This window comes from Ruegeria sp. YTSC199 (assembly GCF_059609725.1).
The window spans coordinates 102,570-127,772 of the sequence record NZ_JBXWMF010000006.1 but is presented as its reverse complement, the minus strand read 5'-3'; the positions used below and the strand labels follow the sequence as shown (position 1 = coordinate 127,772).

The window sequence follows — 25,203 nt, the reverse complement described above, 5'->3', positions numbered from 1 at the left end:
TTATCGCTGACGTTCCAGCAGTCGAAACCGATACTTTCGAAGTATTGCAAACCTGCCACTCAGATCGCGAAAGCTGGACGTAATTTCTATTTTAATCAACAATTTATCTGCGACAACACCGCAGCCAGAGATCCACTCCTAAGGAATTCTGACGCCCAGCCATGCGACTGGCAAACACTCGCTTTGATCGCAACACAAACCCATCGGCCAGTTGCCGCCGATCGCCGGGCAGATCGGCCAATTACCGCTCAAACAATCAAGCATTCAGTTCTTTAAATATCTTAGGCAGTTGTTCGGGCAAGTCTTCAGCAATCAAACCCGGGCCAAATGCACGCGCGCACTCCACATGCAGCCAAGCTGCCGTTTCCGCCGCCTGCATCGGGTTGAAACCACGGGCCAGCAATCCCGCAATGAACCCGGCCAGCACATCGCCCGATCCTGCGGTTGCCAACCACGGAGCGGCGCGTTCGTAGAAAGCCGCATTGATCGAACATTGACCGTTCGGCGCGGCGATCACCGTGTCCGGCCCTTTGAACAGCACCACACACCCTACCCGTTTCGCCGCCTCACGGGTGGCATCCACCTTGGAATACGCCGGGCCTGTGGTGGGTGTTACCGCCAACTTCTCAGCAATATCCGGGAACAGCCGCGAGAATTCTCCCCCATGCGGCGTCAGTACACAGTGTTCATGCAGTTGTGAGAACAGCACCGCCGGATCATCCGCAAACGCAGTCAGCGCGTCGGCATCCAGAACCGTTGCACGTTCAGCCTTTAGGGCAGCTGGCACCAATTCCCGCGCACGCTCTATGCCCAATCCCGGACCGAGACACAGAGCATTCAGCCGTTCGTCCTTCAGCACGCCTGTCAGGCCATCCGCGCCCTCAACCCGCTGCAACATGATCGCGGTCACGTGCGCCGCGACCTCCATCTGCGCGGCTGGAGGCACCCCCAACGTCACCAACCCGGCGCCAATCCGCAGTGCCCCGCGCGCAGCCAAACGCGCCGCGCCGGTTTTGCCCGCGCCACCGGAGAGGATAAGGGCGTGGCCGTTTGAATACTTGTGCGTCTGAGGTAATTTTCTCAAACGTTTCGTTGCGCCCTCAGTCAAATCTAAGATCGCCCCGTCTGCCTGCTCATTCCAGACTTCACTTAATCCAATAGATTTTACGAATAGCCGACCCGATTGAGTTGGTCCGCGGTCAAGGTAATGACCCCGCTTAGCTCGGTGAAATGCGACCGTCAGATCAGCGACTGCGAACACACCAAGCGACTTGCCACTATCTGAACAAAGCCCCGACGGAGCATCGATGGCGACAACTTTGATACCCCTTGTTTCGATCAAGGCATCAAATGACTGCAAAACTTGCGCAAGCTCTCCTTCAATACGGCGAACCAGCCCGGTTCCAAAAACAGCGTCAATGATGAGATCCGGTTCTTCATTTCTTGAAAGTGAACCCTTGCTTCGAAGATCGTCAACAGCACCCAACTCGCGCCAGCGTTCATAGTTCGTACGTGCATCGGGCGGCAATTTCTCGGGGTCGCCGTACAGAAAAACCGAGACCTTCCACCCCTGTTCGTTCAGTAGGCGAGCTACAACAAAACCGTCGCCGCCATTGTTCCCCGGCCCGCACAAAACCACCGCCCGGCCAGCTGATTTCGCCAGTTTAGGCCACTCTTCATAAATAGCCTCGACAACGCCCTGCCCGGCCCGCTCCATCAGCTCCAGCCCAGTCACCTTGCCGGACTCAATTGCGGCTTGTTCAATCGCTCGCATTTGCGCAGCAGTCAGCAATTCCGTCATCTCAAATCCCCCAGCGATTCAATTTTGATTACTTTTTGTGCAAGTCGATCAAAATTTCACCTGCCGCCTGTTTTCTCGGCACGCGCGCGCCGCCATTTTCGCAATCAGATTGCCGACCGATCTTAGACGTGATCAGTGCCATCCTGACAAGAGTTATAGGGAGCCCGGGATGAAGAAGATCGAAGCGATCATCAAGCCGTTCAAACTGGACGAAGTGAAAGAGGCGCTGCAGGACGTGGGTGTCCAGGGCCTCAGCGTGATCGAAGTCAAAGGTTTTGGCCGTCAGAAAGGCCACACCGAACTCTATCGTGGCGCGGAATACGTCGTGGACTTTCTGCCCAAGGTGAAAGTCGAGGTCGTTTTGGATGACGATCAGGTCGATGCCGCCATCGACGCCATCGTCTCTGCGGCTAAGACGGACAAAATCGGCGATGGCAAGATCTTTGTTTCGCCCGTTGAACAAGCCATTCGCATCCGTACCGGTGAGACCGGTTCGGAAGCCCTGTAATCGAACGCACTCAAATCAGAGGAATAGAGAGTATGAGCAAGGACGCAGTTCTTCAGCTGATCAAAGACGAAGGCGCCGAATACGTCGATGTTCGCTTTACCGACCCGCGCGGCAAGCTGCAGCACGTGACCCTGATGGCAGATCAGGTTGACGAGGATTTTCTGGAAGAAGGCTTCATGTTCGATGGTTCGTCCATCGCGGGCTGGAAGTCGATCGAAGCATCGGACATGAAACTGATGGTCGATACCGACAGTGCCTATGTCGATCCGTTCTACGCCGAGAAAACCATCTGCGTCCACTGCTCGGTTGTCGAGCCGGACACCGGCGAAGCCTATGAGCGTGACCCGCGTGGTACCGCCCAGAAAGCCGAGGCTTATCTGAAAGCATCGGGTATCGGCGACGTTGCCTATATGGGCCCCGAAGCTGAGTTCTTCCTGTTCGACGACGTACGTTTTTCTAACAGCATCAACAAGGTATCCTACGAAGTTGATGCAACCGATGCGTCGTGGAACACCGACACCGAGTACGAGATGGGCAACATGGGCCACCGTCCGGGCGTCAAGGGCGGCTACTTCCCGGTCAACCCCATCGACGAAGCACAGGACCTGCGTTCGGAAATGCTGTCGACCATGAAGCGTCTGGGCATGAAGGTCGACAAGCACCACCATGAGGTTGCCTCGTGTCAGCACGAGCTGGGTCTGATCTTTGACAGCCTGACCAAACAGGCCGATGAGTTGCAGAAATACAAGTACGTTATCCACAACGTTGCGCACGCCTACGGCAAATCGGCCACTTTCATGCCGAAGCCGATCGCTGGTGACAACGGCACCGGCATGCACGTCAACATGTCGATCTGGAAAGACGGCAAGCCTCTGTTTGCCGGCGACAAGTATGCTGACCTGTCGGACGAAGCGCTGTACTTCATCGGCGGCATCCTGAAGCACGCCAAAACCCTGAACGCCTTCACCAACCCGGCGACCAACAGCTACAAGCGTCTGATCCCCGGTTTTGAGGCCCCCGTTCTGCGCGCCTACTCGGCCCGCAACCGTTCGGGTTGTGTCCGTATTCCGTGGACCGAAAGCCCGAAAGCCAAGCGCGTCGAGGCTCGCTTCCCCGATCCGGCCGCAAACCCCTACCTGGCCTTTGCCGCTTTGCTGATGGCCGGTCTGGACGGCATCAAGAACAAGATCGATCCGGGCGAAGCCATGGACAAGAACCTGTACGATCTGCCTGCCGAAGAACTGGCCGACATCCCGACCGTCTGCGGCTCGCTGCGTGAGGCACTGGAAGCCCTGGCATCCGATCACGACTTCCTGCTGCAGGGCGACGTGTTCACCAAAGACCAGATCGACGGCTACATCGCACTGAAGATGGAAGAGGTCGAAACCTACGAGCACACCCCGCACCCGGTTGAATACGGCATGTACTACAGCTGCTAATCCGGTTCTGGGTTCACATCTTCAAGGGCGTCCAATCGGGCGCCCTTGTTTCGTTTGGCGCGATCTTTCACACTTGTGACCGTTCCGGTCAGGAGAGACTCAATGCCAACTGACGACCCCTTCTCGCAATACTCGAACTTCGTGACCTCGGAAGAAGAACTCGAGCGTATAACCGGTGCCCCTCTGCCCCAGATCGTCGCCAAGGAAATATCGGCGCTGGACCAGATGTGCCGCGACTTTATCGCGGCCTCACCATTTTGCCTGATCGCTTCGGCCAATCCGGGCGGTCATCTGGATGTTTCGCCGCGCGGAGACCCGGCAGGTTTCGTTCAGGTCATTTCGGACACGCTGATCGCCATCCCGGACCGGCCAGGCAACAAGCGCGTGGACACCTTTCACAACGTCCTGCTGGACCCGCGCGTCAGCCTGATTTTCTTTGTCCCCGGCAAGATGGAAACACTGCGCATTCGCGGCACCGCCCGGATCTGCGCCGACCCTGAGTTGTTGAACGGAATGGCGGTGAACGATCATGCGCCCAAGCTGGCCCTGCTGATCTATGTCGAAACAGTGTTCGCCCATTGCCCCAAATGCGTCGTCCGTTCGAATCTGTGGCAGCCCGAAAAATGGCCGGATTCGTCGAACCTGCCGAATATGAACGCGATGATGGTCAAACACGCCAAAATCGACAAAACGCCCGAGGAGTGGTTCGAATCTCTGAAAGATACCGGAGAGCTGGACCTTTATTAACTTCTTTGCGGATCGCAAGATGCAGCTTACCCTTGATCGCAGCCATTATTTGACTGGATTTCGCTGATGTTTCGATTTGCCTTGATATTCGCCCTGTCTCTGCCAACGCTTGCTACAGCTGCCCCCTGTGGCAACACCAGCAGCGGCTTCGAGGCCTGGAAGCAGGATTTCGCGAGGCAGGCAAAGCGGGCTGGTGTGAAAAAGAAAGGGCTGCAAGCCCTGGCGCAAACCCAATATGCCACGCGCACTATCGCGGCGGACCGCAATCAAAAAAGCTTCAAATACTCCCTGGACAAATTCATGCGTGTGCGCGGTGCCGATACTATCGTGGCACAGGGGCGCAAGCGTAAGGCACGCAACCCGCAATTCTACGCCGCTCTGGAACGGCAATACGGTGTCCCCAGCGGCGTGCTGATTGCCATTCACGGAATGGAAACCGGGTTCGGGAATTTTATGGGCGACAGTCAGGTTGTTTCCGCAATCACGACATTGGCCTATGATTGTCGCCGATCCGAGTTCTTTATCCCCCATGCTATCGGGGCACTGAAGTTGGTCGATCAAGGCAGCATTACGACCGCCACCAAAGGGGCGAAACACGGCGAATTGGGGCACACTCAATTCTTGCCGGGCAATGCACTGGTCTATGGGGTCGATGCCACCGGCGACGGCCGTGTGGATTTCTACAATATGACCGATGCACTAGCCTCAACCGCGAATTTTCTTCGTCAAAAAGGGTGGAAACCGGGGCGCGGCTATCAACTGGGGCAACCCAATTTCAAGGTGATTCAGGAATGGAACGCGGCCTCGGTCTATCAGCAATCCATCGCAATCATGGCTGCCCGAATCGACGGGTGAGACGCACCATTTTCCAACGCCAAGCCACCGCAATCCGGCCACATTATTGCCACAGACGTTAAATGGCCCCTAAAATGTCTAGGTTTCCAAAGAGTAATCAATCCTTCTGATTTTTCATTTTTTTCCATTTTTGCCAAAATCTGCCCCATATCCGTTGTTAACCTGTTTCTCAGGACAAGGTACGACAAAGGAATGCGTGGTGACTTCCAAGCACAGCTATCACGGCGGTCTTCAGTTCAACGGGGAAACCGAAGGCGCGATTGAGCGTTTCGGAGCCATCGTTGCAACGACTTTGGGAGACTATGGCCACCTGGTCGAACGCAAAAACATGCTGAGTGAAACCGAGGCCAGCATCGTATCCAGCCAATATCTGGTTCGCCTGACGTTGGACTCTCAGGTGGTCGGCGCGGAAGACCGGTTCGGGCGCCTGGACCGCGCTGCGGGGCTGAAGACAATAAACAGGCCAGTCGTGACGTTGCCGAAAAACCGGCTGACGATCACGCTTTCGCCTGTGTCTCCGTTATTGGATGACAGCGAAATCTCCGAGCTTATGCTGGTAGTCGTCCTGTATCGGATGGTTGATATCTGCGCGACGCAGCGTGTCGAGTGGCTCTCGCCCAACACCATTCTGACCGTTGAACAATTCATGAGCGCGTTCGACACTTTGGCGCCTTCAAAAAAACGAAACAGAAAACAGATTTTCGAGGCAGTGACAGGCCCGTTCGCGGGGCTGAACATTCCTGACGAAGAAGACCTGGACGAGTCACAAAAAAAGGCGCTGACACCAGCAGCCCGGCCGATCCAGCTGTCTGATGAGCAGTTGCTCAGCATCGCTTTTCGGACAGATACTAACGAGCAGCCTAATGATGGGGACAAAGACACGCGACCCCTCGACCACGAAAAACCCAGTGATATCCTTCGACTGTCCAGTTGGGGATTGACCGGGGCCGTGGCCAGCGTGTCAGTACCCATTGCGGTCTCTGTGGCCGCGGTGAACCTGATCAGGGGCGAAGATTTTCGCCTGAACACTCAGGTTCTTGCCTACACCGTCGCAATCTCCGCTCTCAGCACAAGCGGTGCATTCGCCGGTGTCGCCAACGCGTTGGGCATGTAGCACTAAACTTCATTACCCTCCAAGGAGGCCCCGCCATCAGGCGGGGTTTTCCATTTTGTGCAGGCGTTGCGTCTCCAACACGTAGGTATGGATCGCAAAGACCACCGCCCGCGTTTCCGGTAGGCGCAATAATGTCTGACGTTCGCTGCGCAGGAACCGAGCAACCCCCGGATCGCCAACCTCGCGCCGGTCATTGGCACTGCGGGGTTGGTGCAATTCGGCATCATCATACCACAAAGCATTGAACCGCCAGAGCGGCCGCCCCGGCTGTATCCCGTCAAACAGGCGCTGCACCCGCCGCGCGATACCGGTGTCGTAGGTGGACACCGGGATGTGAATGTCGATCAATGGTCGCATGAACTTTTCCGACAAGCACCAACTGGCGGGAAAACACATGATGGCACCGGTCAGGACGTGTTCATCGCCGTGCTTTTGCAGGATGCAGAAATCCTCCTGCACCAAGCAACAAAGCGTATCCAGCGGGCGTGTGTGGTCGATTTCGACGACCTGCCCGTCCGGACGGATAACCTGATCTGTACTGCCAGGATAGGCGTGCTCCAGAACCAGGTCCAATAGTTCTCGCGCCGCAGGTTCAGCTCCGGGGTCCAGCGCAAGAACATCCGGTCGCCGCTTCTTCAAAAGCGCCTCGCGCCGCTGCATCTGCCCGGCAAACGCATCATCGCAATGCAGCCAGTCATCCATGCTTGCCGGTTGGATTCCCGGCAACGGGCGCGGCGTCAACGGGTCATAAGGGATTGAGGTCTGTAGGATCGTCATGACATCGACCTAACACCTGTTCACCTGGTTGTCGGCCCAAAAGCGACGGGTGCGCCGTCGCAAACCTTCAAGACGCTTGGAAAATGATTCTTCACGCTAAAACTCAGGCAGGGAGACCCACCATGAACCGGCATTACCGCGACAACCGCAAAATCGACCCGACCAAGGGCACAACACTGGGCGATGGGACCCCAAACGACAATGACCGGATCGAGATCGGTCCGACACAGTTGGCCTTTGCGGAATGGGAGGCCGCCGGGCTGGCTCTGCCCGACCTGACCCGGATGCGGGAATACCGGTGGAAGCGCCTGACCAAGGCCATCGTTAACCGGGGGTATGGCGGGTTGTTGATGTTTGACCCGCTCAACATCCGTTACGCCACCGACAGCACAAACATGCAGCTGTGGAACACCCATAACCCCTTCCGCGCTGTTCTGCTGTGTGCTGATGGCTACATGGTCATCTGGGACTATAAGAACTCGCCCTTCCTGTCGAAATTCAACCCGCTGGTGCGTGAACAGCGCTCGGGCGCGGATCTGTTTTACTTCGACAGGGGCGACAAGGTGGATGTGGCGGCCGATGTGTTCTCGAACGAAGTGCGGCTGCTGATCGAGGAACATGGCGGCGACAACAAACGTCTGGCCGTCGACAAGATCATGCTACACGGCTTGCGCGCATTGGAGGCGCAGGGATTCGAGATCATGGAGGGCGAAGAGGTCACCGAAAAGACCCGCGCCATCAAAGGCCCGGATGAGATTCTGGCGATGCGCTGCGCCAATCACGCCTGCGAAACCGCCGTGGCCGAGATGGAGAAGTTTGCCCGCGCCAAAGTGGGCGACGGCAAGACCTCGGAAGATGATATTTGGGCAGTTCTGCATGCCGAGAACATCCGCCGTGGCGGAGAATGGATCGAAACCCGGTTGCTGGCCTCGGGGCAGCGCACCAATCCGTGGTTTCAGGAATGCGGTCCGCGGATCACGCAACAGAATGAGATCATTGCCTTCGACACCGATCTGATTGGTTCGTATGGCATCTGCATCGACATCTCACGCACATGGTGGATCGGGGATCAGAAACCCCGCCCCGACATGATCTATGCCATGCAGCACGCCCATGAACACATCATGACCAACATGGAAATGCTGAAACCCGGCGTGATGATCCCCGAACTGACCGCCAACGCGCATAAACTGGACGACAAGTTTCAGGCCCAGAAATATGGCTGCCTGATGCACGGGGTCGGCCTGTGTGATGAATGGCCGCTGGTTGCATATCCGGACAAGGCAGTGGCGGGCTCTTACGACTATCCGCTCGAGCCCGGCATGGTTCTGTGTGTCGAAGCCGCCGTCGGAGAGGTTGGCGGCGACTTCTCGATCAAGCTCGAGGATCAGGTTCTGATCACCGAGGACGGGTTCGAAAACCTTTCGACCTATCCGTTCGATCCGCAGTTGATGGACCAGGCGTAACGGTTCAATCCGGCCAGGTTGAGCGGCGAACGTTTCCGTGCCAGTCCTCGGACGGGATGGTGGCTTCGGCTGTGGTCGATGCCGTCGGCCAGGTCTGACCCAGCGTGAAGCCCAAAACTCCGGTCAGGGCGATAACGATCAAAATGTCGGGGCGAAAAACTACGCCACGCGGGGCGGATGCGGTATGTGCCATGTTAGCCTCCTTGGCTGAAAACTTGCGATGGCTAATACATGCGGGTTCATGAAGAATAGTTAAAACGAATATTTGACAGATCTTTAATCACAAATATTGAACTGTCTTGGCGAAGTGTCAAATCCACTAATTCATATACTCCTCACTCACCTTCCCGTGACGCGTCTTACATTGGGGTTGAGCCGCCAGATCGAAGTACACAGTATTGGGTTCATCCCGACACGTAAGGAATTACCATGCCCACCGAACGCATTACCTTTGCCGGTCACGACGGCAACCAGTTGGCTGCTCGCCTTGATCTGCCCGATGGGCCGGTGCTGGCAACCGCGTTGTTTGCGCATTGCTTTACCTGTTCCAAGGACATCCCGGCCGCTCGTCGCATCGCCGCCCGGCTGGCCGCGATGGGTATTGCCGTTTTACGCTTTGATTTCACCGGGCTGGGCCATTCGGGCGGAGAATTCGCCAACACGACCTTTACCTCGAATGTCGAAGACCTGATTTCCGCCGCGCATTACTTGGCCGGGCGCGACATGGCCCCGGCTCTGCTGATCGGCCATTCTCTGGGTGGCGCTGCGGTTCTGCGCGCGCGGGCCGGTATCCCCAGCGTCAAGGCGGTGGTCACACTCGGCGCGCCTGCCGATCCCGGCCATGTCGCCCATCATTTCGAGGGTGCCCTGCCACAGATCGAACAGGATGGATCGGCCGAGGTCATGCTGGGGGGCCGCCCCTTCCGCATCGGCAAGGCCTTTGTCGACGACATTTCAGAATCCGCTCTGACCCACGCGATTGCCAATCTGAAAGCGGCGCTGCTGATCCTGCATGCACCGCGTGACGAAACCGTCAGCATCGAAAATGCCAGCACCATCTTTCTGGCCGCCAAACACCCCAAGAGCTTTGTCACCCTGGACGATGCCGATCACCTGATCACCCGCACCTCGGACGCTGAATACGCGGCCGACGTGATTGCAGCATGGGTGACACGGTATATTCCCCTCAGCCCGCCCGCGCCGCCCCCCGGCGCGCCCGAGGGCGTGGTGCGCGTGACCGAGGTTGATCCTTCGGGGTTCCTGCAGGACATCCAGTCCGGTCCCCGACATCACTCGGTTGCGGATGAGCCTGCCTCGTATGGCGGCACCGACAAAGGAATGTCGCCTTACGGGTTCGTATCTTCGGGATTGGGGGCTTGTACGTCGATGACGATCCGCATGTATGCACGGCGCAAGCGGTGGCCGCTGACCGGCATCACCGTCGATGTCTGCCACAACAAGGTGCACGGGCAAGATGCCGGATTGGCCGGAGACGGAAAGATCGACCAGTTTCGCCGCAAGATCCGGCTTGAAGGCCCACTGGATCAGGAACAGCGCGCGAGGCTGCTGGAAATCGCGGACAAATGCCCTGTTCACAGAACGCTGGAAGGGTCAGCCCACATCACGACGGAATTGCTGGCCTGACCCGAACACGCTATCGACGCGGCGACGGGCGATGAATGGGCGGCCGGGCCACGGGCGGGCGCGCAACCGGTGGACGCGCCACAGGGGGGCGCGGACGGGCCGGAGGTTTGGCAACCGGCGGTGTAGGCCGCACCGGTGGCTTACTCGCTGGCGGGTTCGGTCGTACCGGTCTGTCAATACCAACGTCCACATCGACATCGTGGTAATAATCGTTCCACAGCATCGAGTCATAGAACGGGTCATAGCCATACCCGACCCCAACCGTGACACCATCACAGGCCGACAGGGAAAAACTCGCGACTCCAAGGCCCAGCGCAAGAAACAGACGTTTGATCGGTTTGGTGGTCATCAGCGCCTCTCCTTACTGCAGTGCACGGAACGACGCGAAAACATCGTTCAGAACTTCGACATAGGCTGGATCAGCACCGTCGCGCAGGATCGCCACGACAACGGCTATGCGCCCCTTTGGCAGGTCGATCACAGTGGCCGTGAAGTTGATGCCGCGCCCGTCCCGGGTGCCGGTGCCGCGGATTACACGCGCAGGCAACCCGCCGATCCGGGTGTCGGTGGTGCTTGAGACAGTCGGCTCCTTGACCAGAAACTTGTCGATATCCTCCAGATACCGCAAACCGCCGTCAATCGAAGCGACCCCCACCGGAGAGACGAACCCCATCCAGACATTGTCATCGGTCATCGGTCGCAAACCCATAACGCGCGCAACGGCACGCGGGTCGCCCAGTTCGGTGTCCTCAATTTCGCGCGGACCGCCAGTGCGCACGGCCCAGAAGTCGGGCACTGCAAAACTGAACAGTGCGCGCCCTGCATCGGTATAGGTGATCGGGGTGTCCGCCGCGGCCGGTACTGTAACCCCAAGCCAAAGGGCGGCGCATGCAGCCAGGGAAGAGCCAGAAAAAATACGCATATCTCAATAACCTGATGATTTCTTTGGCGTCAGATTGCCCGCTTATGGCCGGGCTTGTCCAGCCTCTCATACGCGGATATGAATCCCTCGGTGTCTCGGACAGAGGGCAGAAAATCACCTGCCACACGCAGCCGCGCAAAACGCCCTGCCTTGGTACATTTTTTCCATCCGCCCTCTGGAATTCAAACTTTGGTCAGTTGACGTTCACCTCGACCGCCAAAAGCTCGGTTGAAGGAGCCAAAATCAGGGCAAACCGTCTCATCTGCGCACTCGTGTCTTGTTCCCTTGTGCGGGTGCGTTTAAACCCCGCGACATCGCCTCCTGCCAAATTACGATAAGGTGCAGCCGCCAATGATCCCACGTTATTCCCGCCCTGATATGGTCGCCATCTGGTCGCCCGAATCCAAATTCCGCATCTGGTACGAGATCGAGGCCCACGCCTGTGACGCCATGGCCGATATGGGCGTGATCCCGCGTGAAAATGCCGAGGCCGTGTGGAAAGCCAAGGACGTGGAATTCGACGTGGCCCGCATCGATGAGATCGAGGCCGTGACCAAACACGACGTCATCGCCTTCCTGACCCATTTGGCTGAACATGTCGGCAGTGAAGAGGCCCGTTTTGTCCACCAGGGCATGACTAGCTCGGACGTATTGGACACCTGCTTCAACGTGCAACTCACCCGTGCCGCCGACCTGCTGATCGCTGATCTCGAAGGTCTGCTGGCCGCTCTGAAACGCCGCGCGATTGAACACAAGGACACCGTCCGCATCGGTCGCAGCCACGGTATCCACGCCGAGCCGACCACCATGGGCCTGACCTTCGCCCGGTTCTACGCCGAGATGGACCGCAACCTTTCCCGTATGCGCGATGCCCGTGCTGAAATAGCAACAGGCGCGATCAGTGGCGCGGTCGGCACCTTCGCCAATATCGACCCACGCGTCGAGGAACATGTCTGCGATCAACTGGGTCTGGTGCCCGAACCGATCAGCACACAGGTCATCCCACGCGACCGTCACGCGGCATTCTTTGCGACCTTGGGCGTGATCGCCAGCAGCATCGAGAACATCGCTATCGAAATCCGCCACATGCAGCGGACCGAGGTGCTGGAGGGGGCCGAATTCTTCTCGATGGGCCAGAAAGGCTCCTCAGCCATGCCGCACAAGAAAAACCCGGTCCTGACCGAGAACCTGACCGGGCTGGCGCGTATGGTGCGCGCGGCTGTAATCCCGGCGATGGAGAATGTAGCGCTTTGGCACGAGCGCGATATCTCGCACTCCTCGGTCGAACGCATGATTGGTCCGGACGCCACGATCACGCTGGACTTTGCACTGGCCCGACTGACAGGCGTGGTCGACAAGATGCTGATCTTCCCTGAGAATATGATCGAGAACATGAACAAGTTCCCCGGTCTGGTGATGAGCCAGCGGGTTCTTCTGGCGCTGACACAGGCAGGGGTCAGCCGTGAAGACGCCTATGCCATGGTTCAGCGCAACGCGTTGAAGGTTTGGGAACACCGCACCGACTTCAAAGAGGAACTGCTGGCGGACACCGACGTCACCGCTGCGCTGAGCCCGGAAGAGATCGAAGAGAAATTCGACCTCGGCTATCACACCAAGCACGTCGACACGATCTTCGCCCGCGTCTTCGGTGAATAATTCCTGACCGATCAAGCGGTTCAAAAGGGCCCGGGTTGCACGATGCGATCCGGGCCTTTGTCTTTTGCCAAAACGGACAAAATCGGCTACGGTGCGAGGGTATTTCCGAACAGGAGAAACAACATGATCCGTACGCTTATCTGCGCTTTGGCCCTTGGATGTTCCGCATCCGTCGCTCTGGCCTGCAGTGGCCATTCCAAACAAACTCAATCCTGCGCACCGGGCACCTATTGGGACGCAGACTCTCAGAACTGCAAAGAAATCGTCAACAGCTGAGAAATTCTTTCCTACCTGTGAATAAAAGCGAGCAGCCGATTGTTAGCTTTTTATCAGATCGCGCTATGCTTGATCAGAGCAGCTTTAAGAACGGAGTAGGAAAATGCGCCTCGTATTAGTTTCAGCTATTGCCCTTCAGACCTTTGCCTTCGCACCGGCCCTGTATGCGGCCGGTGGTGGCGGTGCCACAACCCCGCCAAAACCGACCAACACGACAAAGAAATGCCTGTTCGGCCGCGTCTATGACAAAGATGCCGGGCGCTGCGTCAAACCGAACAAGACCAACTTCAGCCAGGATGAGCTGTACGACGCGGTACGCGAACTGGCCTATGATGGACAGTTCGAGAATGCGCAGGACATTCTGCGTATCATGGATCAGGACGACGATCGTGTACTGACCTATTGGGGTTTCACCTACCGCAAGATGGGCGAGCTTGAGCTGGCCAATGTCTTCTACACCAACGCTATCGAGGCTAACCCCGACAACATCCTTGCCCGCAGCTATATGGGTCAGGGATTTGTGACCGAAGGGAAGACAGATCTGGCCATCGAGCAGTGGCGTGAGATCAAGGCACGTGGCGGTGAAGGCACCTGGGCCGAGGCATCCCTGCGCGAGGCAATCCGCACCGGGCTGACTTACAACTACTAAGCTTCAGCCTTTCTTTACCCGACTCTCCGTACTCTGCCTGTGGAACGCAACTTTGGCACCGCAGGCAGATGCAGGATACGAACACTTTGGTACAGGTGGCACCGGGGGCGGCTTCGGTAGCAGATCAGAAGGACGGAGCACCGCGTGTCGTTCCCCGCGCCCTCAGCAACCGGCAGAAGGCCGCCATCGTTGTGAGACTTTTGCTGAATGAAGGTGCTGACATCCCGCTGGAAGAGCTTCCCGATAATCTGCAGGAGAGACTGACTCACCAACTGGGCCAGATGGGTCTTGTCGATCGCATCACGCTGGATGCCGTGGCACAGGAATTTGCCGAGGCATTGGACAGCGTCGGCCTGTCTTTCCCGCATGGGCTGGCAGGTGCTTTGGACGCGATGGATGGTAAGATTGGTTCGGCCACGGCGGCGCGGCTGCGTAAAGTCGCCGGGGTGCGCCAAATCGGTGACCCGTGGCAGCGCCTGCGTGAAATCCCCACCGAGGATCTCGCGGTAATGGCGCAGGCGGAAAGCACCGAGATTGCCGCCGTGATGCTGTCCAAGCTGGAGACCGCGAAGGCTGCACAACTATTGGGTCACCTGCCCGGCCCGGTCGCGCGACGGATCACCTATGCAATCTCGAAAACCGGTAATGTCACCCCCGAGGCGGTCGAGCGGATTGGCTGGTCGTTGGCGGCCCAATTGGATCAGCGGCCCTCTCAGGCCTTTGCCGATGGTCCCGGTGTACGGGTGGGTGCGATCCTGAACCAGTCGGCGGCATCCACCCGGGACGGTCTGCTGACCGCGCTGGACGAGGAGGATTCAGATTTCGCCAGCGTCGTGCGCCGTTCGATCTTTACCTTTGCGCATATTCCGTCCCGAATCCTACCCCGCGACGTCCCCGCGATTCTGCGCGGAGTGGATCAGGCCGATCTGGTCACCGCACTGGCAGGCGCTGCGGTGGATGACGACAAAACCGCGGCCGAATTCATGTTGTCCAACATGTCCACGCGGATGGCAGATAACCTGCGTGAAGAGGTCTCGGAACGCGGAAGGGTAAAGCAATCCGACGCCGAAGAGGCGATGACCCAGATCGTGGGCGCCATCCGTGCCCTTGTAGAGGAAGGGGCGATTACGCTGATCGAAGAAGAAAGTGAAGACTAGGTGAACGGCTCAAGCCATTGGAACGCTTGTGGTCAGGGAATGTGCCTTGTATGTCTGACCCGGCAATTCGCAACAGCCGGTGAGACCAGATTATGCCCGTCGAAAAGTCGGAACTAAGCCGCGGGGCACTTCGAAAGTATTATGTTACCGGTCTGTTTCTGAAAGGCGTGATCGGGGCGATGCGCTTGCTGCCCTATGAACGGCGCATCGCAACGATGGGGGCTATCGTGCGCGGCCTTGCCCCGCTGGTGGGATTTACCGAGCGCGTGCGCAGGAACCTTAAACTGACCTGCCCAGACCTGTCCGACGCCGAGGTAAAGCGCATCTGCCGCGCCGTTCCCGACAATGCGGGCCGCGCGATCATGGAGCATTTCTCGCCCGAAGGATTCACTGAGCGTCAGAGCACCGCGAAAATCTCCGGCCCTGGCGTTGCCGCCTTTGACGCGGCCGTGGCCGAGGGACGCCCGGTGATGATGATCACGGCTCATTTCGGCCACTACCTGGCCGCCCGAATTGCCCTTCAGGCCCGAAGCGGCAAGCCGATCGGGTGCTTGTATCGCCGTATGGCAAACCCGTATTTCAACGACGCTTACGTGGACGCGTTCTATAAAACCGGCGAACCCATGTTCGAACAGGGCCGTCGCGGCATGGTTGAAATGGTGCGTTCGCTCAAGAAAAGCGGAATCATCGCCATCGTTTCTGACCTTCACGCCCATGGCGGAGAGGAACTGACATTTTTCGGAAAACCCGCAGTCACTTCGGTTCTGAACGCTGAACTGGCAATGAAATACAAGGCCGAGCTGATCCCCTGCTACGCTATTCGCCAGCCCAATGGCATTGATTTTGAGATCGTGCTGCACGATCCCGTTCCGCATACCGATCCGAAAACCATGACCCAGTTCACCAATGATGACCTGGAGGCCGTGGTCCGGCAGCATATGGGTCAGTGGTTCTGGATTCACCGGCGCTGGAAAGCCTGGAACGGACTGGGCGTGCAGCCCGAGGACATGCCCTGATCATTTGACCCTGGCGGCTGCAACGATCGGGCCGTGTCCGATCCTCTGCACCAGAACAACCGCTGGAAGATCCGAGGTCAGCTCAGCGGAAAACTGTTGTGGCGCGATCCCGTCCCACTGTCCGGCCACCTGCCACGAATCCACGACATTGGCATAGTCCAACTCATGCCCGGCCAGCTCTCCCCGCCGGATCGAAGCGTGGCGCATCGGGGAGTATTGCACTACCCGAACATCAAAGGCCTCACCTTCGGGCAACTCGACCGGGGTGACATTGACGATCACCTCATCGCCCGACCGGGTTGCCACAACCTCTGCCTCGGGTGCGGCCGTCAGATGCGCGTTGATCAGGCGCTCCAGCTCGCGCGATTGCGCGCCGACCACGTCATGCTGGCCATTTATCACCATCTGCGGCGTATAGATCATCGACCGCCCGCCCTGACGCGCATAAGCTCGCTGGCGTAGGGTGTGGCTGGGGTTTGCGTATTCATCCTCCCAGCCGATGTAATCCCAATAATCCACATGCAAGGCCAGACCGATCACATCATCGCGTTTGGCCAGGTCATGCATCAACCGGTCGGCAGGAGGACAGGACGAACAGCCCTGCGAGGTAAACAGCTCGACCACCACGGGATCTTTGTCAGCCGCCGCTGGCGCAGCAAGAGCAAGAAAAAGCGCGGTGGCAATGACGGCGGATCTAAGCATGTTTTACCTCGGGCTGATAGCTTTTCTGTCTGCGACCGATAAGATACCTGAATGGTTTAAACTCTTTGGACCTCACCCTCCAATCAAGGTTTCTTGAAAGCACCTCTCCCCTCAACGGTGCGTGAAGCCGTGCAACCAAACTGCATTTGCGCGTCTTGGTCCTTGAACCGGGGCGAAAGGTAATAAAGATTGCTGTTAGCGAACCCCGTTACCCAAGTCATTTGAGAGGGAGCCAACACATGCCCATTACAGTCGGACAGGATACCGCCAAGACACGCCGCGACCTGAACGTGAATGGCAAGTCCATTTCTTACTATTCGATCCCCGCCGCGCAAGAAGCCGGATTGGGCGATTTTTCGAAACTCCCTGCCGCGTTGAAAGTAGTGCTGGAGAATATGCTCCGGTTCGAGGACGACGGCTTTTCCGTCTCGGTCGATGACATCAAGGCGTTCGGCGAATGGGCAGTCAATGGTGGCAAGCATCCGCGCGAGATCGCCTATCGCCCGGCACGCGTGCTGATGCAGGACTTTACCGGCGTTCCCGCAGTGGTCGATCTGGCTGCGATGCGGGATGGGATCAAGGGCTTGGGTGGTGACGCGCAGAAGATTAATCCGCTGAACCCGGTGGATCTGGTCATCGACCATTCGGTGATGATCGACGAGTTCGGCAACCCGCGCGCCTTTCAGATGAATGTGGACCGGGAATATGAGCGGAACATGGAGCGGTACCAGTTCCTGAAATGGGGTCAGTCGGCATTCAACAACTTCCGTGTTGTCCCCCCCGGCACCGGCATCTGCCATCAGGTAAACCTGGAGTACCTGGCCCAAACCGTTTGGACCGACACCGATCAGAGCGGCGAAGAGGTCGCCTACCCCGACACGCTGGTTGGCACCGACAGTCATACCACCATGGTCAACGGCATGGCCGTTCTGGGTTGGGGCGTCGGCGGGATCGAGGCCGAAGCCGCAATGCTGGGTCAGCCGATCTCGATGCTTATCCCCGAGGTCGTGGGCTTTGAGCTGACCGGCTCTATGGTCGAAGGCACCACCGGAACTGATCTGGTGCTTAAGGTGGTCGAGATGCTGCGCGAAAAGGGTGTAGTTGGAAAGTTCGTCGAGTTTTACGGTGAAGGTCTGGACCGCCTGCCACTCGCCGACCGCGCGACCATCGCCAACATGGCCCCCGAATACGGCGCGACATGCGGCTTCTTCCCGATCGACGGCGAAACCCTGCGCTACATGCGTAACACCGGGCGTGACGAGGACCGACTGGCACTAGTTGAAGCCTATGCCAAGGAAAACGGCTTTTGGCGCGATGAGAACTATGCGCCCATCTACACCGACACATTGTCGCTGGACATGGGCACCATCGTGCCCGCGATCTCGGGTCCGAAACGCCCGCAGGACTATGTTGCCCTGACCGACGCAAAGGCTGCATTCCTGAACGAGATGGAGAAAACCTTCAAACGCCCGATGGGTAAGCAGATCGAAGTCAAAGGTGAAGAATACGGCATGGAGTCGGGAAAGGTCGTGATCGCTTCGATCACTTCCTGCACCAACACCTCGAACCCTTACGTGATGATCGGCGCCGGTCTGGTGGCGAAAAAAGCTCATGAGCTGGGCCTGAACCGTCAGCCGTGGGTCAAAACATCGCTGGCCCCTGGTTCGCAGGTCGTGTCGGAGTACCTAGAGGCAGCTGGCCTGCAGCAACATCTGGATGCCATCGGGTTCAACCTTGTCGGCTATGGTTGCACCACCTGCATCGGCAATTCGGGCCCGCTTCAGAAAGAAATCAGTGAAGCGATTGCCGAGGGCGATCTGGTCGCGACATCTGTCCTGTCGGGCAACCGCAACTTCGAAGGCCGTATTTCCCCGGACGTCCGTGCCAACTACCTGGCATCACCGCCACTGGTGGTCGTCTACGCACTGGCGGGCACCATGGACATCGACCTGACCTCGGAACCGATCGGTCAGGACAAGGACGGCAATAACGTCTACATGAAGGACATCTGGCCGACCCAAAGCGAGATTGCGGAACTGGTTGAACAGACCGTCACCCGCGACGCCTTTCAGTCGAAATATGCCGACGTCTTCAAGGGCGACGAGAAATGGCGAGAGGTCGAGGTTCCGCAACAGGAAACTTATGACTGGCCGCCCACCTCGACCTACATCCAGAACCCGCCCTATTTTCAGGGAATGGGGCCTGAGCCGGGCACGATCTCGAACATCGAAGGCGCCAAGGTTCTGGTCATTCTGGGCGATATGGTGACCACCGACCACATCTCGCCCGCCGGGTCCTTCGCAACCACCACACCTGCGGGCAAGTACCTGATGGACCGTCAGGTGCAACCGCGTGAGTTCAACTCGTACGGCTCACGCCGCGGCAACCACGAAGTCATGATGCGCGGCACCTTTGCCAATATCCGTATCAAGAACGAGATGCTGGACGGCGTCGAAGGTGGCTATACCAAGGGGCCGGATGGCGAACAGACCTCGATCTATGACGCGTCGATGGCATATCAGGCGCAGGGCACGCCGCTGGTGGTGTTTGGCGGCGAGCAATACGGCGCGGGCTCGTCCCGTGACTGGGCCGCCAAGGGCACCGCGTTGCTGGGCGTGAAGGCCGTGATCGCCGAAAGCTTTGAGCGTATCCATCGCTCGAACCTGGTCGGCATGGGGGTGATCCCGTTCGAATTCACTGGCGGCGACAATCGCAAATCGCTGGGGTTGAAGGGTGATGAGACCGTCTCGATCCACGGATTGGACGCGGTCCAACCGCTGCAAGAGGTACCTTGCACCATCACCTATGCTGACGGTGCCGAGAGAACCATCCTCCTCAAGTGCCGCATCGATACAGCGCCCGAGATCGAATACATCGAGAACGGCGGCGTGCTGCAATACGTGCTGAGACACCTGGCGAAAGCGGGCGAATAGCCTGTTTGAAAACAAAACGAAGGCCACCAGCTTTGCTGGTGGCCTTTTTCAATTGGGCTGAAGCGACCGTTCAAACTTCGACGATATCGTCTTTCAGGCTGGCGACAAATTCCGCAATCTCTCCCTGCATGTCGACCGGGATCGACAAAGCGTTCATGCTATCCACCGCGTGCCCCAAAAATCGGTTCCAGTCATCCTCGCTGATCTTCATTCCTAAATGGGTAATCTTCATGTCGCGCCCAGTATAGCGCAGCGCGCCGCCGGTTTTGGCGACAAGATAGTTGACCAGCAACTGATGCTCGCGGGCGATCCCGTCTGCACCGCGATGGGCCCAGAAACGGCCCAAAACTTCATCTGCCATCATTTTAGGCATCAGAGTATCGGCAAATGTCGCAATGGCATCATAGCCACCCAGCCGGCTATAAAGGCTTGCTTGTTCAGTCATGTCGCTTCCATTTGTCAGATGATGGTCCTGAATGTCTATCTGACCGCGCCACGCGTTGATTGACGTTGGTCAAAACGGTTGTTCACCGTTCGGCAATCTGAATTGCCCGCCCCCAGAGGCAAGCCCTGAAAGGCAGGATTTTGGCGGTGACCAAAGAGTGGGAAAAACCTAGCGGCCCGCTGCCTCTTCCAGAGCGGGCCGGATGGTGCTTTCGATGACGCGCTGGGTGATAGGCCCGGCAAACCGCAGGATGATCGTGCCTTCGCCATCGATCACATAGGTTTCAGGCACACCATACAGGCCCCAGTCCAGCGCCATGCGTCCCTGTTCATCCCGTCCGATGGCCTTGTACGGGTCGCCCAGATCGGTCAGGAACGCATCGGCGTTGTCCAGCTTGTCTTTATAGTTGATGCCGTAGACGGGGATGCCCTCCTCGGACAGCGCCTCAAGGTTTGGGTGTTCGGCACGGCACGGCGCGCACCAGCTGGCCCAATAATTGACCAGCTTGACCTCTCCGTCGCGCAGGGTCGCATCGTCGAACATAGTCTTGCCCGGAAACTCGGTCAGAACGACCGGCGGCGCAGGCTGACCCTGACGGGCTGATGGCAGAGTATCATCTGACCCATCTTGCAATTGCACCAATGCCGCGACGGCAAACACGCCGAAAATCACCGGAGGCGCAATCATCAGAGGCGAAACCTTAGCCATTGCGCGTCATCCTTTGTTCAACCTTTTCCATCTCGGCCCGGACCTTGCGGCCGCGCACAACGCTGAACACGATCAGAAGCGCCAGCAGCACGATCGACGCCGCATAGGACCACAGAACCGTATCAGCATATTTTCCAAGATCAGGGATCATCCGTTTACCCTCTCCCGCGCCAACAGCGCCTTGATCCGGCGCGCCCGAATTTCCGTGCCAGTGCGATACAGGACCAGCGCAATGAACAACAGCACGAACCCGATGATGCACAGCAGCAGCGGGTAGAAATAGATGTTGCTGACCTTCTCTTCGGTATCCGCCCCGGTTACAGCCGCAGCGCGCATCACTGATGCACCCTGATGCAAGCCCTGATTCCAGAAATTCACCGCATAGCGGCTGAGGAGCGCAAACACCGAGCCGACAAGACAAAGGACCGAGGTCAGATCAGCCGCCGTATCGGGGTCTTCGATGGCTTCCCACAGCGCAACGTAGCCCAGGTAAAACAGGAACAGGATTAGGAACGATGTCAGGCGTGGATCCCAAGCCCACCAGGTGCCCCACATCGGTTGGCCCCAGATTGCACCGGTCGCCAGCGCAATCAACGTCATGACAATGCCAATGGGTGCCGCCGCCCGAGCCGCCAGCGCGCTTACATGGTGACGGCGCACCAGCCATACCAGCGAGGTCGCCAGCATCATCAGCCAGCAATTGATCGCCATCAGCGCCGCGGGCACATGCAAGTAGATGATCTTGACGGTTGATCCCTGTTTGTAATCGTCCGGTGTAAAGAAGAACCCCCACACCAATCCGACCACGATGCACACAAGCGAGGTCACCCAGAAAAACGGCATCACCCGTTCACTGGTGGCAAGGAACTTGCGCGGGTTGGCGTATTCCCAGAGGGCGTTGGCTTTGGCTGCGATAGACATGGGCCTTATCTAGTCCGAGTCGGGTGCGTTCTCAATTGACATTGGTCAAAGTTTGAACGCGTCACCGAAGGTTGATACGCAGAACTGCTGCGCTGGCAAAGGGCAGCAACGCAATCGTGGCCGCCGTGATCCCCGCCAGCATCAATAGCGGCGTTTGTGTCTCCATCCCTGTTGCGCCGCGGCGCGCGACCTCGGCACCAAAGATCAGAGTCGGTACATAAAGTGGCAGCACCAGCAACGACAGCAGCAAGCCGCCGCGTTTAAGCCCCACGGTCAGGGCAGCGCCGAAGGTACCTATGACGCTCATGGCCGGGGTGCCGATCAGCAGCGAGATCACCAACCACGAAAACCCCGGCACAGGCAGGTTCAGCAGCACGCCAAGGAAGGGCGCTGCCAGAACCAGCGGCAGGCCGGTGGTCAGCCAATGGGCCAGCGCTTTGATCGTCACCACCGATTCCAGCGGCAGCGGCGCGGTGGCCAGCAGGTCGAGCGAGCCGTCTTCCCAATCCAGCGCCAGCAGACGGTCCAGCGACAGCAAGCAGGCCAGCAGAGCGCCCAGCCACAGAACGCCAGGAGCGATGGTCGACAGCAGCGATGATTGCGGACCGACCGAGAACGGCACCAGCACGGTCACGATCAGGAAGAAGGCCAGGCCAAGGCCGAACCCTCCGCCCGCGCGGAAGGCCAGTTTCAGGTCACGCAGCAATAGGGCGATCACAGGAAGCCTCCGTCGAAATCCTCGATGGGTTTGGGTTTCGCCTTGTTGGGCCCCACGTCCAGAACCTCTCCATCCAGTCCGAGGTCGATATGGGTGGCGATCAGAGCCGAGCCTCCCTGCCCCAGATGCCCGCGCACGGCGTCGGCAAACATCTGAACAGCGTTACGATCCAGCGATACGGTAGGTTCATCCAGCATCCAAATCGGTCGCCCGGTGACCAGCATCCGCGCCAGCCCCAACCGCCGTTTCTGCCCTGCCGACAGGTTGCCCGCGTGGCGATCCGACAGTTCGTTCAGCGCAAAGGCGTCCAGCGCGGGTTGAATCTCAGGGGTACCAAAAACCGAGGCCCAGAAGGTCAGATTCTCCACCACCGTCAGGGTCGGCTTCAGCCCGTCGGAATGCGACGCATAGGCGATCTGATCCTCGGCCCCGTCAATCTGCCCGGCCAGGGGCGGCTGCAACCCGGCCAGTGTGCGCAGCAACGTTGTCTTGCCGATCCCGTTCGGCCCGCGCAGAATCAGCGCCTTGCCCGGTTGCAGCGCAAAGCTCAGCCCCTCAAGGACAGGAACGCCACCGCGGGCGATGGCCAGGTCGGTCACAGTCAGTGTCATGGGTTCCGCTTATCTGATTGCTGACGGACGCAAAAGGCGAGATTTGCCGCAGGCTCTGCGACGGGGTCAGACCGGCAACAACGCCAAAGCAACACGTCGGCCTTCGGACAGCAGCACATTGTAAGTGCGGCACGCGGCCGGGGAGTTCATGATCTCTACCCCCATTCCTGCGTCCTCAAGCGCCGCACGCAAGCTGGGTGGGATCTGCGTCAGCGCCTCTCCAGTGCCGATGAACAGAACGTCCACCGCCTCTGACAGCGCCAGCAGCTGCGCAACATCGGTGTATCCGCCCCAGTCTGCGGTGCCGGCCGGGCCGGTAAAAACAGACCCATGATGAACCTGCCCGCCAATGCGGAAAAAGCCGGGGCCATAGCCATCAACCGGAACAGCGTTGTTATAGGTGATCTCATTCAGGCGCATGGGCACCTTCTAGCCCCAAAGCGGCAGCCCCGACAAGGCCGCAACCGCGATCGCCAAATAGGCCGCAGCGCGATAGAGTTTTTCATAGGCGGGTCGGAACAACCAACCGCCCAGCCAATTGCCGAACAGATTCGGCACAGCCAACACAAGCCCCAGTGCAACAGCCGCCCAGGTCACGCGCTCCATCCCGGTCAGAAAACCAAGTATAAGAAAGTCGAACCCAAACAGGAACAATAGGATCGTGGCGCGGATCACCTCAACGGGTACGGGGCGCGACATGTAGAATAGGATCACTGCCGGACCGGGCAAGCCCGCCACGCCGCCCAGAAATCCGGCCGCTGCTCCGATGCCCGTGACCATGCCCCGACCGACATGGCCGTGGTACCGCAATCCAAGAATCAACACAGCCAGCATGAAAAGCGCCAACAGACTAACGGCATATCGAAACACTTCGGGCTCGACCTTGGTCAACAGCCATAACCCCACAGGAAGCGTAAGTGCGCACCCCGCCAACAATCTCACCAGATCCATGCGATGTACGGTTTTCCATGCTCTGTGCAGGTTCGGCAACGGGCCAAAAATATCCATGATGGTCAAGCCGATCAGGGCGCCAAATGGACCAAGGAAAGGTGTAGCAACAGGTAGGAAGATAAGCGCGGTGCCAAAGCCCGAGAATCCGCGCACGACCCCGCTGAGGAAGGCGGCGCATAGAATTATGGCCAGCCCCGTTGGGGACTGGCCGAAAAGCTCAGGCGTCGATGTTGGCAAATTGATTGCCCGCCGTACTGGAAGGCTTGGACCAGTCGCGTTTGACCCCCAGCCACAACAGGATGGTCGAGGCCACGAAGACCGAGGAATAGGTTCCCACGATCACGCCCCAGATCATAGCGAAGACAAAACCGCGGATAACATCCCCGCCCAGCACATAGAGCGAGATCAGCGCCAGCAGAGTGGTAACCGAGGTCATGACCGTCCGGCTGAGGGTTTCGTTGATCGAGATGTTGAGAACCTCTTTGAGGTCTTTCTTCTTGTACTTCCGCAGGTTCTCTCGCACCCGGTCAAACACGACCACGGTGTCGTTCAGCGAATAGCCCACGATGGTCAGAAGCGCTGCGATGATGGCAAGATCGAAGCGGATCTGCAGCTCTGAGAATATCCCGATGGTCAGGATCACGTCATGCACCAGTGCGGCCACTGCCCCCAGCGCAAACTGCCATTCAAAGCGCAGCCAGATGTAGACCAGCACCGCCCCGATGGCGAGCATCACCGCGATCACGGCGGTCTGGATCAACTCACCCGAGACCTTGGGACCCACGGATTCGACCGAGACAAATTCTATATCTGGCACGGCAACCTTCAGCGCCTCTTCCACGGCGGTGACCGTGGCGGCCGAGACCGCCTCGGCATCAGCCTGTGCCTGAATACGGATCATGGCGACGTTTTCGTCCGCCCCGAAGGTCGGATCGAAGATTTCTGTTATCGAGACATCGCCCAGTTCCAATGGCGCGATGGCGTCACGATAGGCGCCGATGTCGATCTCTTGCGTGGACTGGGTCCGGATCGTGGTCCCGCCCCGGAAGTCGATGCCAAAGTTCAGCCCCTGCAGCATGAAGGACGTAAACGCCACAACCATCATCAGGGCCGAGATGCCTAACCAGACTTTCCAGCGGCTGAAGAAATCGAACGAGGTGTTCTGGGGTACGAGTTTCAGTCTCATG

At 58.4% G+C, this 25,203-nt stretch carries 28 protein-coding genes; 13 read left to right on the top strand and 15 right to left on the bottom strand.

Annotated features, from left to right (window positions below; all coding sequences use genetic code 11):
- Positions 1-256 precede the first annotated feature (256 nt).
- Positions 257-1,801, bottom strand: a complete 1,545-nt coding sequence (locus tag AC2FEE_RS07715) for an NAD(P)H-hydrate dehydratase (protein WP_496864186.1) — start codon at positions 1,799-1,801, stop codon at positions 257-259.
- Between the two features lie 169 nt (positions 1,802-1,970).
- On the opposite strand from AC2FEE_RS07715, the gene AC2FEE_RS07710 reads away from it, so the two are divergent.
- The 5 genes from AC2FEE_RS07710 to AC2FEE_RS07690 all read left to right on the top strand — a co-directional run bounded on the left by AC2FEE_RS07710 (position 1,971) and on the right by AC2FEE_RS07690 (position 6,464).
- Positions 1,971-2,309, top strand: a complete 339-nt coding sequence (locus AC2FEE_RS07710; RefSeq protein WP_170354532.1) for a P-II family nitrogen regulator — start codon at positions 1,971-1,973, stop codon at positions 2,307-2,309.
- Positions 2,310-2,341: 32 nt separating this feature from the next.
- Positions 2,342-3,748 carry a type I glutamate--ammonia ligase gene (gene glnA, locus AC2FEE_RS07705; protein ID WP_170325302.1) on the top strand — a complete coding sequence of 469 codons (1,407 nt, stop codon included), beginning with the start codon at positions 2,342-2,344 and terminating at the stop codon, positions 3,746-3,748.
- Between the two features lie 102 nt (positions 3,749-3,850).
- A complete protein-coding gene (locus AC2FEE_RS07700) occupies positions 3,851-4,495 on the top strand; it encodes an MSMEG_1061 family FMN-dependent PPOX-type flavoprotein (RefSeq protein ID WP_496864185.1) in 645 nt (214 codons plus the stop codon).
- A 66-nt stretch (positions 4,496-4,561) separates the two neighbouring features.
- Positions 4,562-5,350, top strand: coding sequence for a lytic murein transglycosylase (locus AC2FEE_RS07695; protein ID WP_496864184.1), 789 nt, complete (start codon positions 4,562-4,564; stop codon positions 5,348-5,350).
- 199 nt (positions 5,351-5,549) lie between these two features.
- Positions 5,550-6,464, top strand: coding sequence for a hypothetical protein (locus AC2FEE_RS07690; RefSeq protein WP_496864183.1), 915 nt, complete (start codon positions 5,550-5,552; stop codon positions 6,462-6,464).
- Positions 6,465-6,500: 36 nt separating this feature from the next.
- On the opposite strand, the gene AC2FEE_RS07685 is transcribed toward AC2FEE_RS07690, so the two are convergent.
- Positions 6,501-7,241: a heme-dependent oxidative N-demethylase family protein gene (locus AC2FEE_RS07685; RefSeq protein WP_496864182.1), complete on the bottom strand. Its 741-nt coding sequence runs from the start codon at positions 7,239-7,241 to the stop codon at positions 6,501-6,503.
- A 122-nt stretch (positions 7,242-7,363) separates the two neighbouring features.
- On the opposite strand from AC2FEE_RS07685, the gene dddP reads away from it, so the two are divergent.
- Positions 7,364-8,707 carry a dimethylsulfonioproprionate lyase DddP gene (gene dddP / locus AC2FEE_RS07680; RefSeq protein ID WP_496864180.1) on the top strand — a complete coding sequence of 448 codons (1,344 nt, stop codon included), beginning with the start codon at positions 7,364-7,366 and terminating at the stop codon, positions 8,705-8,707.
- Between the two features lie 4 nt (positions 8,708-8,711).
- Here dddP and AC2FEE_RS07675 read toward each other — a convergent pair whose 3' ends face one another.
- Positions 8,712-8,900 carry a hypothetical protein gene (locus AC2FEE_RS07675; RefSeq protein ID WP_496864178.1) on the bottom strand — a complete coding sequence of 63 codons (189 nt, stop codon included), beginning with the start codon at positions 8,898-8,900 and terminating at the stop codon, positions 8,712-8,714.
- Positions 8,901-9,136: 236 nt separating this feature from the next.
- Here AC2FEE_RS07675 and AC2FEE_RS07670 point away from each other — a divergent pair, with 236 nt between their 5' ends.
- Positions 9,137-10,351: a bifunctional alpha/beta hydrolase/OsmC family protein gene (locus AC2FEE_RS07670; RefSeq protein ID WP_496864176.1), complete on the top strand. Its 1,215-nt coding sequence runs from the start codon at positions 9,137-9,139 to the stop codon at positions 10,349-10,351.
- Positions 10,352-10,361: 10 nt separating this feature from the next.
- Here the strand turns inward: AC2FEE_RS07670 and AC2FEE_RS07665 are convergent, their stop codons facing one another.
- Both AC2FEE_RS07665 and AC2FEE_RS07660 read right to left on the bottom strand, forming a co-directional pair.
- Positions 10,362-10,700, bottom strand: a complete 339-nt coding sequence (locus tag AC2FEE_RS07665) for a hypothetical protein (protein WP_496864175.1) — start codon at positions 10,698-10,700, stop codon at positions 10,362-10,364.
- 12 nt (positions 10,701-10,712) lie between these two features.
- Entirely contained in the window at positions 10,713-11,273 is a 561-nt protein-coding gene (locus tag AC2FEE_RS07660) for a hypothetical protein (protein WP_496864173.1), read from the bottom strand.
- A gap of 351 nt (positions 11,274-11,624) precedes the next feature.
- Here AC2FEE_RS07660 and purB point away from each other — a divergent pair, with 351 nt between their 5' ends.
- The 5 genes from purB (at position 11,625) to AC2FEE_RS07635 (ending at position 16,027) form a co-directional block, all read left to right on the top strand.
- Positions 11,625-12,929 carry an adenylosuccinate lyase gene (gene purB / locus AC2FEE_RS07655; RefSeq protein WP_496864172.1) on the top strand — a complete coding sequence of 435 codons (1,305 nt, stop codon included), beginning with the start codon at positions 11,625-11,627 and terminating at the stop codon, positions 12,927-12,929.
- 123 nt (positions 12,930-13,052) lie between these two features.
- Positions 13,053-13,205, top strand: a complete 153-nt coding sequence (locus AC2FEE_RS07650; protein WP_496864170.1) for a chitin-binding domain-containing protein — start codon at positions 13,053-13,055, stop codon at positions 13,203-13,205.
- 103 nt (positions 13,206-13,308) lie between these two features.
- Positions 13,309-13,854 carry a tetratricopeptide repeat protein gene (locus AC2FEE_RS07645; RefSeq protein ID WP_496864169.1) on the top strand — a complete coding sequence of 182 codons (546 nt, stop codon included), beginning with the start codon at positions 13,309-13,311 and terminating at the stop codon, positions 13,852-13,854.
- A gap of 68 nt (positions 13,855-13,922) precedes the next feature.
- Positions 13,923-15,011 carry a flagellar motor switch protein FliG gene (locus tag AC2FEE_RS07640; RefSeq protein WP_496864168.1) on the top strand — a complete coding sequence of 363 codons (1,089 nt, stop codon included), beginning with the start codon at positions 13,923-13,925 and terminating at the stop codon, positions 15,009-15,011.
- 92 nt (positions 15,012-15,103) lie between these two features.
- Positions 15,104-16,027 (top strand): lysophospholipid acyltransferase family protein, encoded by a 924-nt coding sequence (locus tag AC2FEE_RS07635; RefSeq protein ID WP_496864167.1) that lies wholly within the window; start codon positions 15,104-15,106, stop codon positions 16,025-16,027.
- Here the strand turns inward: AC2FEE_RS07635 and AC2FEE_RS07630 are convergent, their stop codons facing one another.
- Positions 16,028-16,729 (bottom strand): DUF1223 domain-containing protein, encoded by a 702-nt coding sequence (locus AC2FEE_RS07630; protein ID WP_496864165.1) that lies wholly within the window; start codon positions 16,727-16,729, stop codon positions 16,028-16,030.
- 239 nt (positions 16,730-16,968) lie between these two features.
- On the opposite strand from AC2FEE_RS07630, the gene acnA reads away from it, so the two are divergent.
- Complete coding sequence (gene acnA / locus AC2FEE_RS07625; RefSeq protein WP_496864164.1) at positions 16,969-19,662, top strand: aconitate hydratase AcnA; 2,694 nt, start codon at positions 16,969-16,971, stop codon at positions 19,660-19,662.
- 70 nt (positions 19,663-19,732) lie between these two features.
- Here the strand turns inward: acnA and AC2FEE_RS07620 are convergent, their stop codons facing one another.
- From AC2FEE_RS07620 to secF, 9 genes are all read right to left on the bottom strand, one after another.
- A complete protein-coding gene (locus AC2FEE_RS07620; protein ID WP_496864163.1) occupies positions 19,733-20,107 on the bottom strand; it encodes a group I truncated hemoglobin in 375 nt (124 codons plus the stop codon).
- A 168-nt stretch (positions 20,108-20,275) separates the two neighbouring features.
- Complete coding sequence (locus AC2FEE_RS07615; protein WP_496864161.1) at positions 20,276-20,815, bottom strand: DsbE family thiol:disulfide interchange protein; 540 nt, start codon at positions 20,813-20,815, stop codon at positions 20,276-20,278.
- Complete coding sequence (ccmD, locus tag AC2FEE_RS07610) at positions 20,808-20,966, bottom strand: heme exporter protein CcmD (protein ID WP_496864160.1); 159 nt, start codon at positions 20,964-20,966, stop codon at positions 20,808-20,810. The genes AC2FEE_RS07615 and ccmD overlap by 8 nt, the downstream gene beginning before the upstream one ends.
- Positions 20,963-21,736, bottom strand: a complete 774-nt coding sequence (locus tag AC2FEE_RS07605) for a heme ABC transporter permease (RefSeq protein WP_496864159.1) — start codon at positions 21,734-21,736, stop codon at positions 20,963-20,965. The genes ccmD and AC2FEE_RS07605 overlap by 4 nt, the downstream gene beginning before the upstream one ends.
- 61 nt (positions 21,737-21,797) lie before the next feature.
- On the bottom strand, positions 21,798-22,454 hold the full coding sequence (gene ccmB, locus AC2FEE_RS07600; protein WP_496864158.1) for a heme exporter protein CcmB: 657 nt from the start codon (positions 22,452-22,454) through the stop codon (positions 21,798-21,800).
- Positions 22,451-23,065, bottom strand: coding sequence for a heme ABC exporter ATP-binding protein CcmA (ccmA, locus tag AC2FEE_RS07595; protein WP_496864156.1), 615 nt, complete (start codon positions 23,063-23,065; stop codon positions 22,451-22,453). Before ccmA ends, ccmB begins: the two co-directional genes overlap by 4 nt.
- Positions 23,066-23,131: 66 nt before the next feature.
- Positions 23,132-23,485, bottom strand: coding sequence for an Mth938-like domain-containing protein (locus AC2FEE_RS07590; RefSeq protein WP_496864155.1), 354 nt, complete (start codon positions 23,483-23,485; stop codon positions 23,132-23,134).
- Between the two features lie 9 nt (positions 23,486-23,494).
- A complete protein-coding gene (locus tag AC2FEE_RS07585; protein WP_496864154.1) occupies positions 23,495-24,253 on the bottom strand; it encodes a TSUP family transporter in 759 nt (252 codons plus the stop codon).
- Complete coding sequence (gene secF / locus AC2FEE_RS07580) at positions 24,234-25,202, bottom strand: protein translocase subunit SecF (protein ID WP_496864153.1); 969 nt, start codon at positions 25,200-25,202, stop codon at positions 24,234-24,236. Before secF ends, AC2FEE_RS07585 begins: the two co-directional genes overlap by 20 nt.
- Position 25,203 lies beyond the last annotated feature (1 nt).

What these genes read in the sequence shown, in the direction of transcription:
- AC2FEE_RS07615 (WP_496864161.1), bottom strand. Translation starts at nt 20,815, where the DNA reads ATGGCTAAGGTTTCGCCTCTGATGATTGCGCCTCCGGTGATTTTCGGC.
- AC2FEE_RS07715 (WP_496864186.1), bottom strand. Translation starts at nt 1,801, where the DNA reads ATGACGGAATTGCTGACTGCTGCGCAAATGCGAGCGATTGAACAAGCC.
- AC2FEE_RS07650 (WP_496864170.1), top strand. Translation starts at nt 13,053, where the DNA reads ATGATCCGTACGCTTATCTGCGCTTTGGCCCTTGGATGTTCCGCATCC.
- AC2FEE_RS07640 (WP_496864168.1), top strand. Translation starts at nt 13,923, where the DNA reads ATGCAGGATACGAACACTTTGGTACAGGTGGCACCGGGGGCGGCTTCG.
- AC2FEE_RS07645 (WP_496864169.1), top strand. Translation starts at nt 13,309, where the DNA reads ATGCGCCTCGTATTAGTTTCAGCTATTGCCCTTCAGACCTTTGCCTTC.
- ccmA (WP_496864156.1), bottom strand. Translation starts at nt 23,065, where the DNA reads ATGACACTGACTGTGACCGACCTGGCCATCGCCCGCGGTGGCGTTCCT.
- ccmD (WP_496864160.1), bottom strand. Translation starts at nt 20,966, where the DNA reads ATGATCCCTGATCTTGGAAAATATGCTGATACGGTTCTGTGGTCCTAT.
- AC2FEE_RS07605 (WP_496864159.1), bottom strand. Translation starts at nt 21,736, where the DNA reads ATGTCTATCGCAGCCAAAGCCAACGCCCTCTGGGAATACGCCAACCCG.
- AC2FEE_RS07700 (WP_496864185.1), top strand. Translation starts at nt 3,851, where the DNA reads ATGCCAACTGACGACCCCTTCTCGCAATACTCGAACTTCGTGACCTCG.
- AC2FEE_RS07675 (WP_496864178.1), bottom strand. Translation starts at nt 8,900, where the DNA reads ATGGCACATACCGCATCCGCCCCGCGTGGCGTAGTTTTTCGCCCCGAC.
- secF (WP_496864153.1), bottom strand. Translation starts at nt 25,202, where the DNA reads ATGAGACTGAAACTCGTACCCCAGAACACCTCGTTCGATTTCTTCAGC.
- dddP (WP_496864180.1), top strand. Translation starts at nt 7,364, where the DNA reads ATGAACCGGCATTACCGCGACAACCGCAAAATCGACCCGACCAAGGGC.
- AC2FEE_RS07685 (WP_496864182.1), bottom strand. Translation starts at nt 7,241, where the DNA reads ATGACGATCCTACAGACCTCAATCCCTTATGACCCGTTGACGCCGCGC.
- glnA (WP_170325302.1), top strand. Translation starts at nt 2,342, where the DNA reads ATGAGCAAGGACGCAGTTCTTCAGCTGATCAAAGACGAAGGCGCCGAA.
- AC2FEE_RS07710 (WP_170354532.1), top strand. Translation starts at nt 1,971, where the DNA reads ATGAAGAAGATCGAAGCGATCATCAAGCCGTTCAAACTGGACGAAGTG.
- AC2FEE_RS07620 (WP_496864163.1), bottom strand. Translation starts at nt 20,107, where the DNA reads ATGACTGAACAAGCAAGCCTTTATAGCCGGCTGGGTGGCTATGATGCC.
- acnA (WP_496864164.1), top strand. Translation starts at nt 16,969, where the DNA reads ATGCCCATTACAGTCGGACAGGATACCGCCAAGACACGCCGCGACCTG.
- AC2FEE_RS07695 (WP_496864184.1), top strand. Translation starts at nt 4,562, where the DNA reads ATGTTTCGATTTGCCTTGATATTCGCCCTGTCTCTGCCAACGCTTGCT.
- AC2FEE_RS07660 (WP_496864173.1), bottom strand. Translation starts at nt 11,273, where the DNA reads ATGCGTATTTTTTCTGGCTCTTCCCTGGCTGCATGCGCCGCCCTTTGG.
- AC2FEE_RS07630 (WP_496864165.1), bottom strand. Translation starts at nt 16,729, where the DNA reads ATGCTTAGATCCGCCGTCATTGCCACCGCGCTTTTTCTTGCTCTTGCT.
- purB (WP_496864172.1), top strand. Translation starts at nt 11,625, where the DNA reads ATGATCCCACGTTATTCCCGCCCTGATATGGTCGCCATCTGGTCGCCC.
- AC2FEE_RS07635 (WP_496864167.1), top strand. Translation starts at nt 15,104, where the DNA reads ATGCCCGTCGAAAAGTCGGAACTAAGCCGCGGGGCACTTCGAAAGTAT.
- AC2FEE_RS07670 (WP_496864176.1), top strand. Translation starts at nt 9,137, where the DNA reads ATGCCCACCGAACGCATTACCTTTGCCGGTCACGACGGCAACCAGTTG.
- AC2FEE_RS07665 (WP_496864175.1), bottom strand. Translation starts at nt 10,700, where the DNA reads ATGACCACCAAACCGATCAAACGTCTGTTTCTTGCGCTGGGCCTTGGA.
- AC2FEE_RS07590 (WP_496864155.1), bottom strand. Translation starts at nt 23,485, where the DNA reads ATGCGCCTGAATGAGATCACCTATAACAACGCTGTTCCGGTTGATGGC.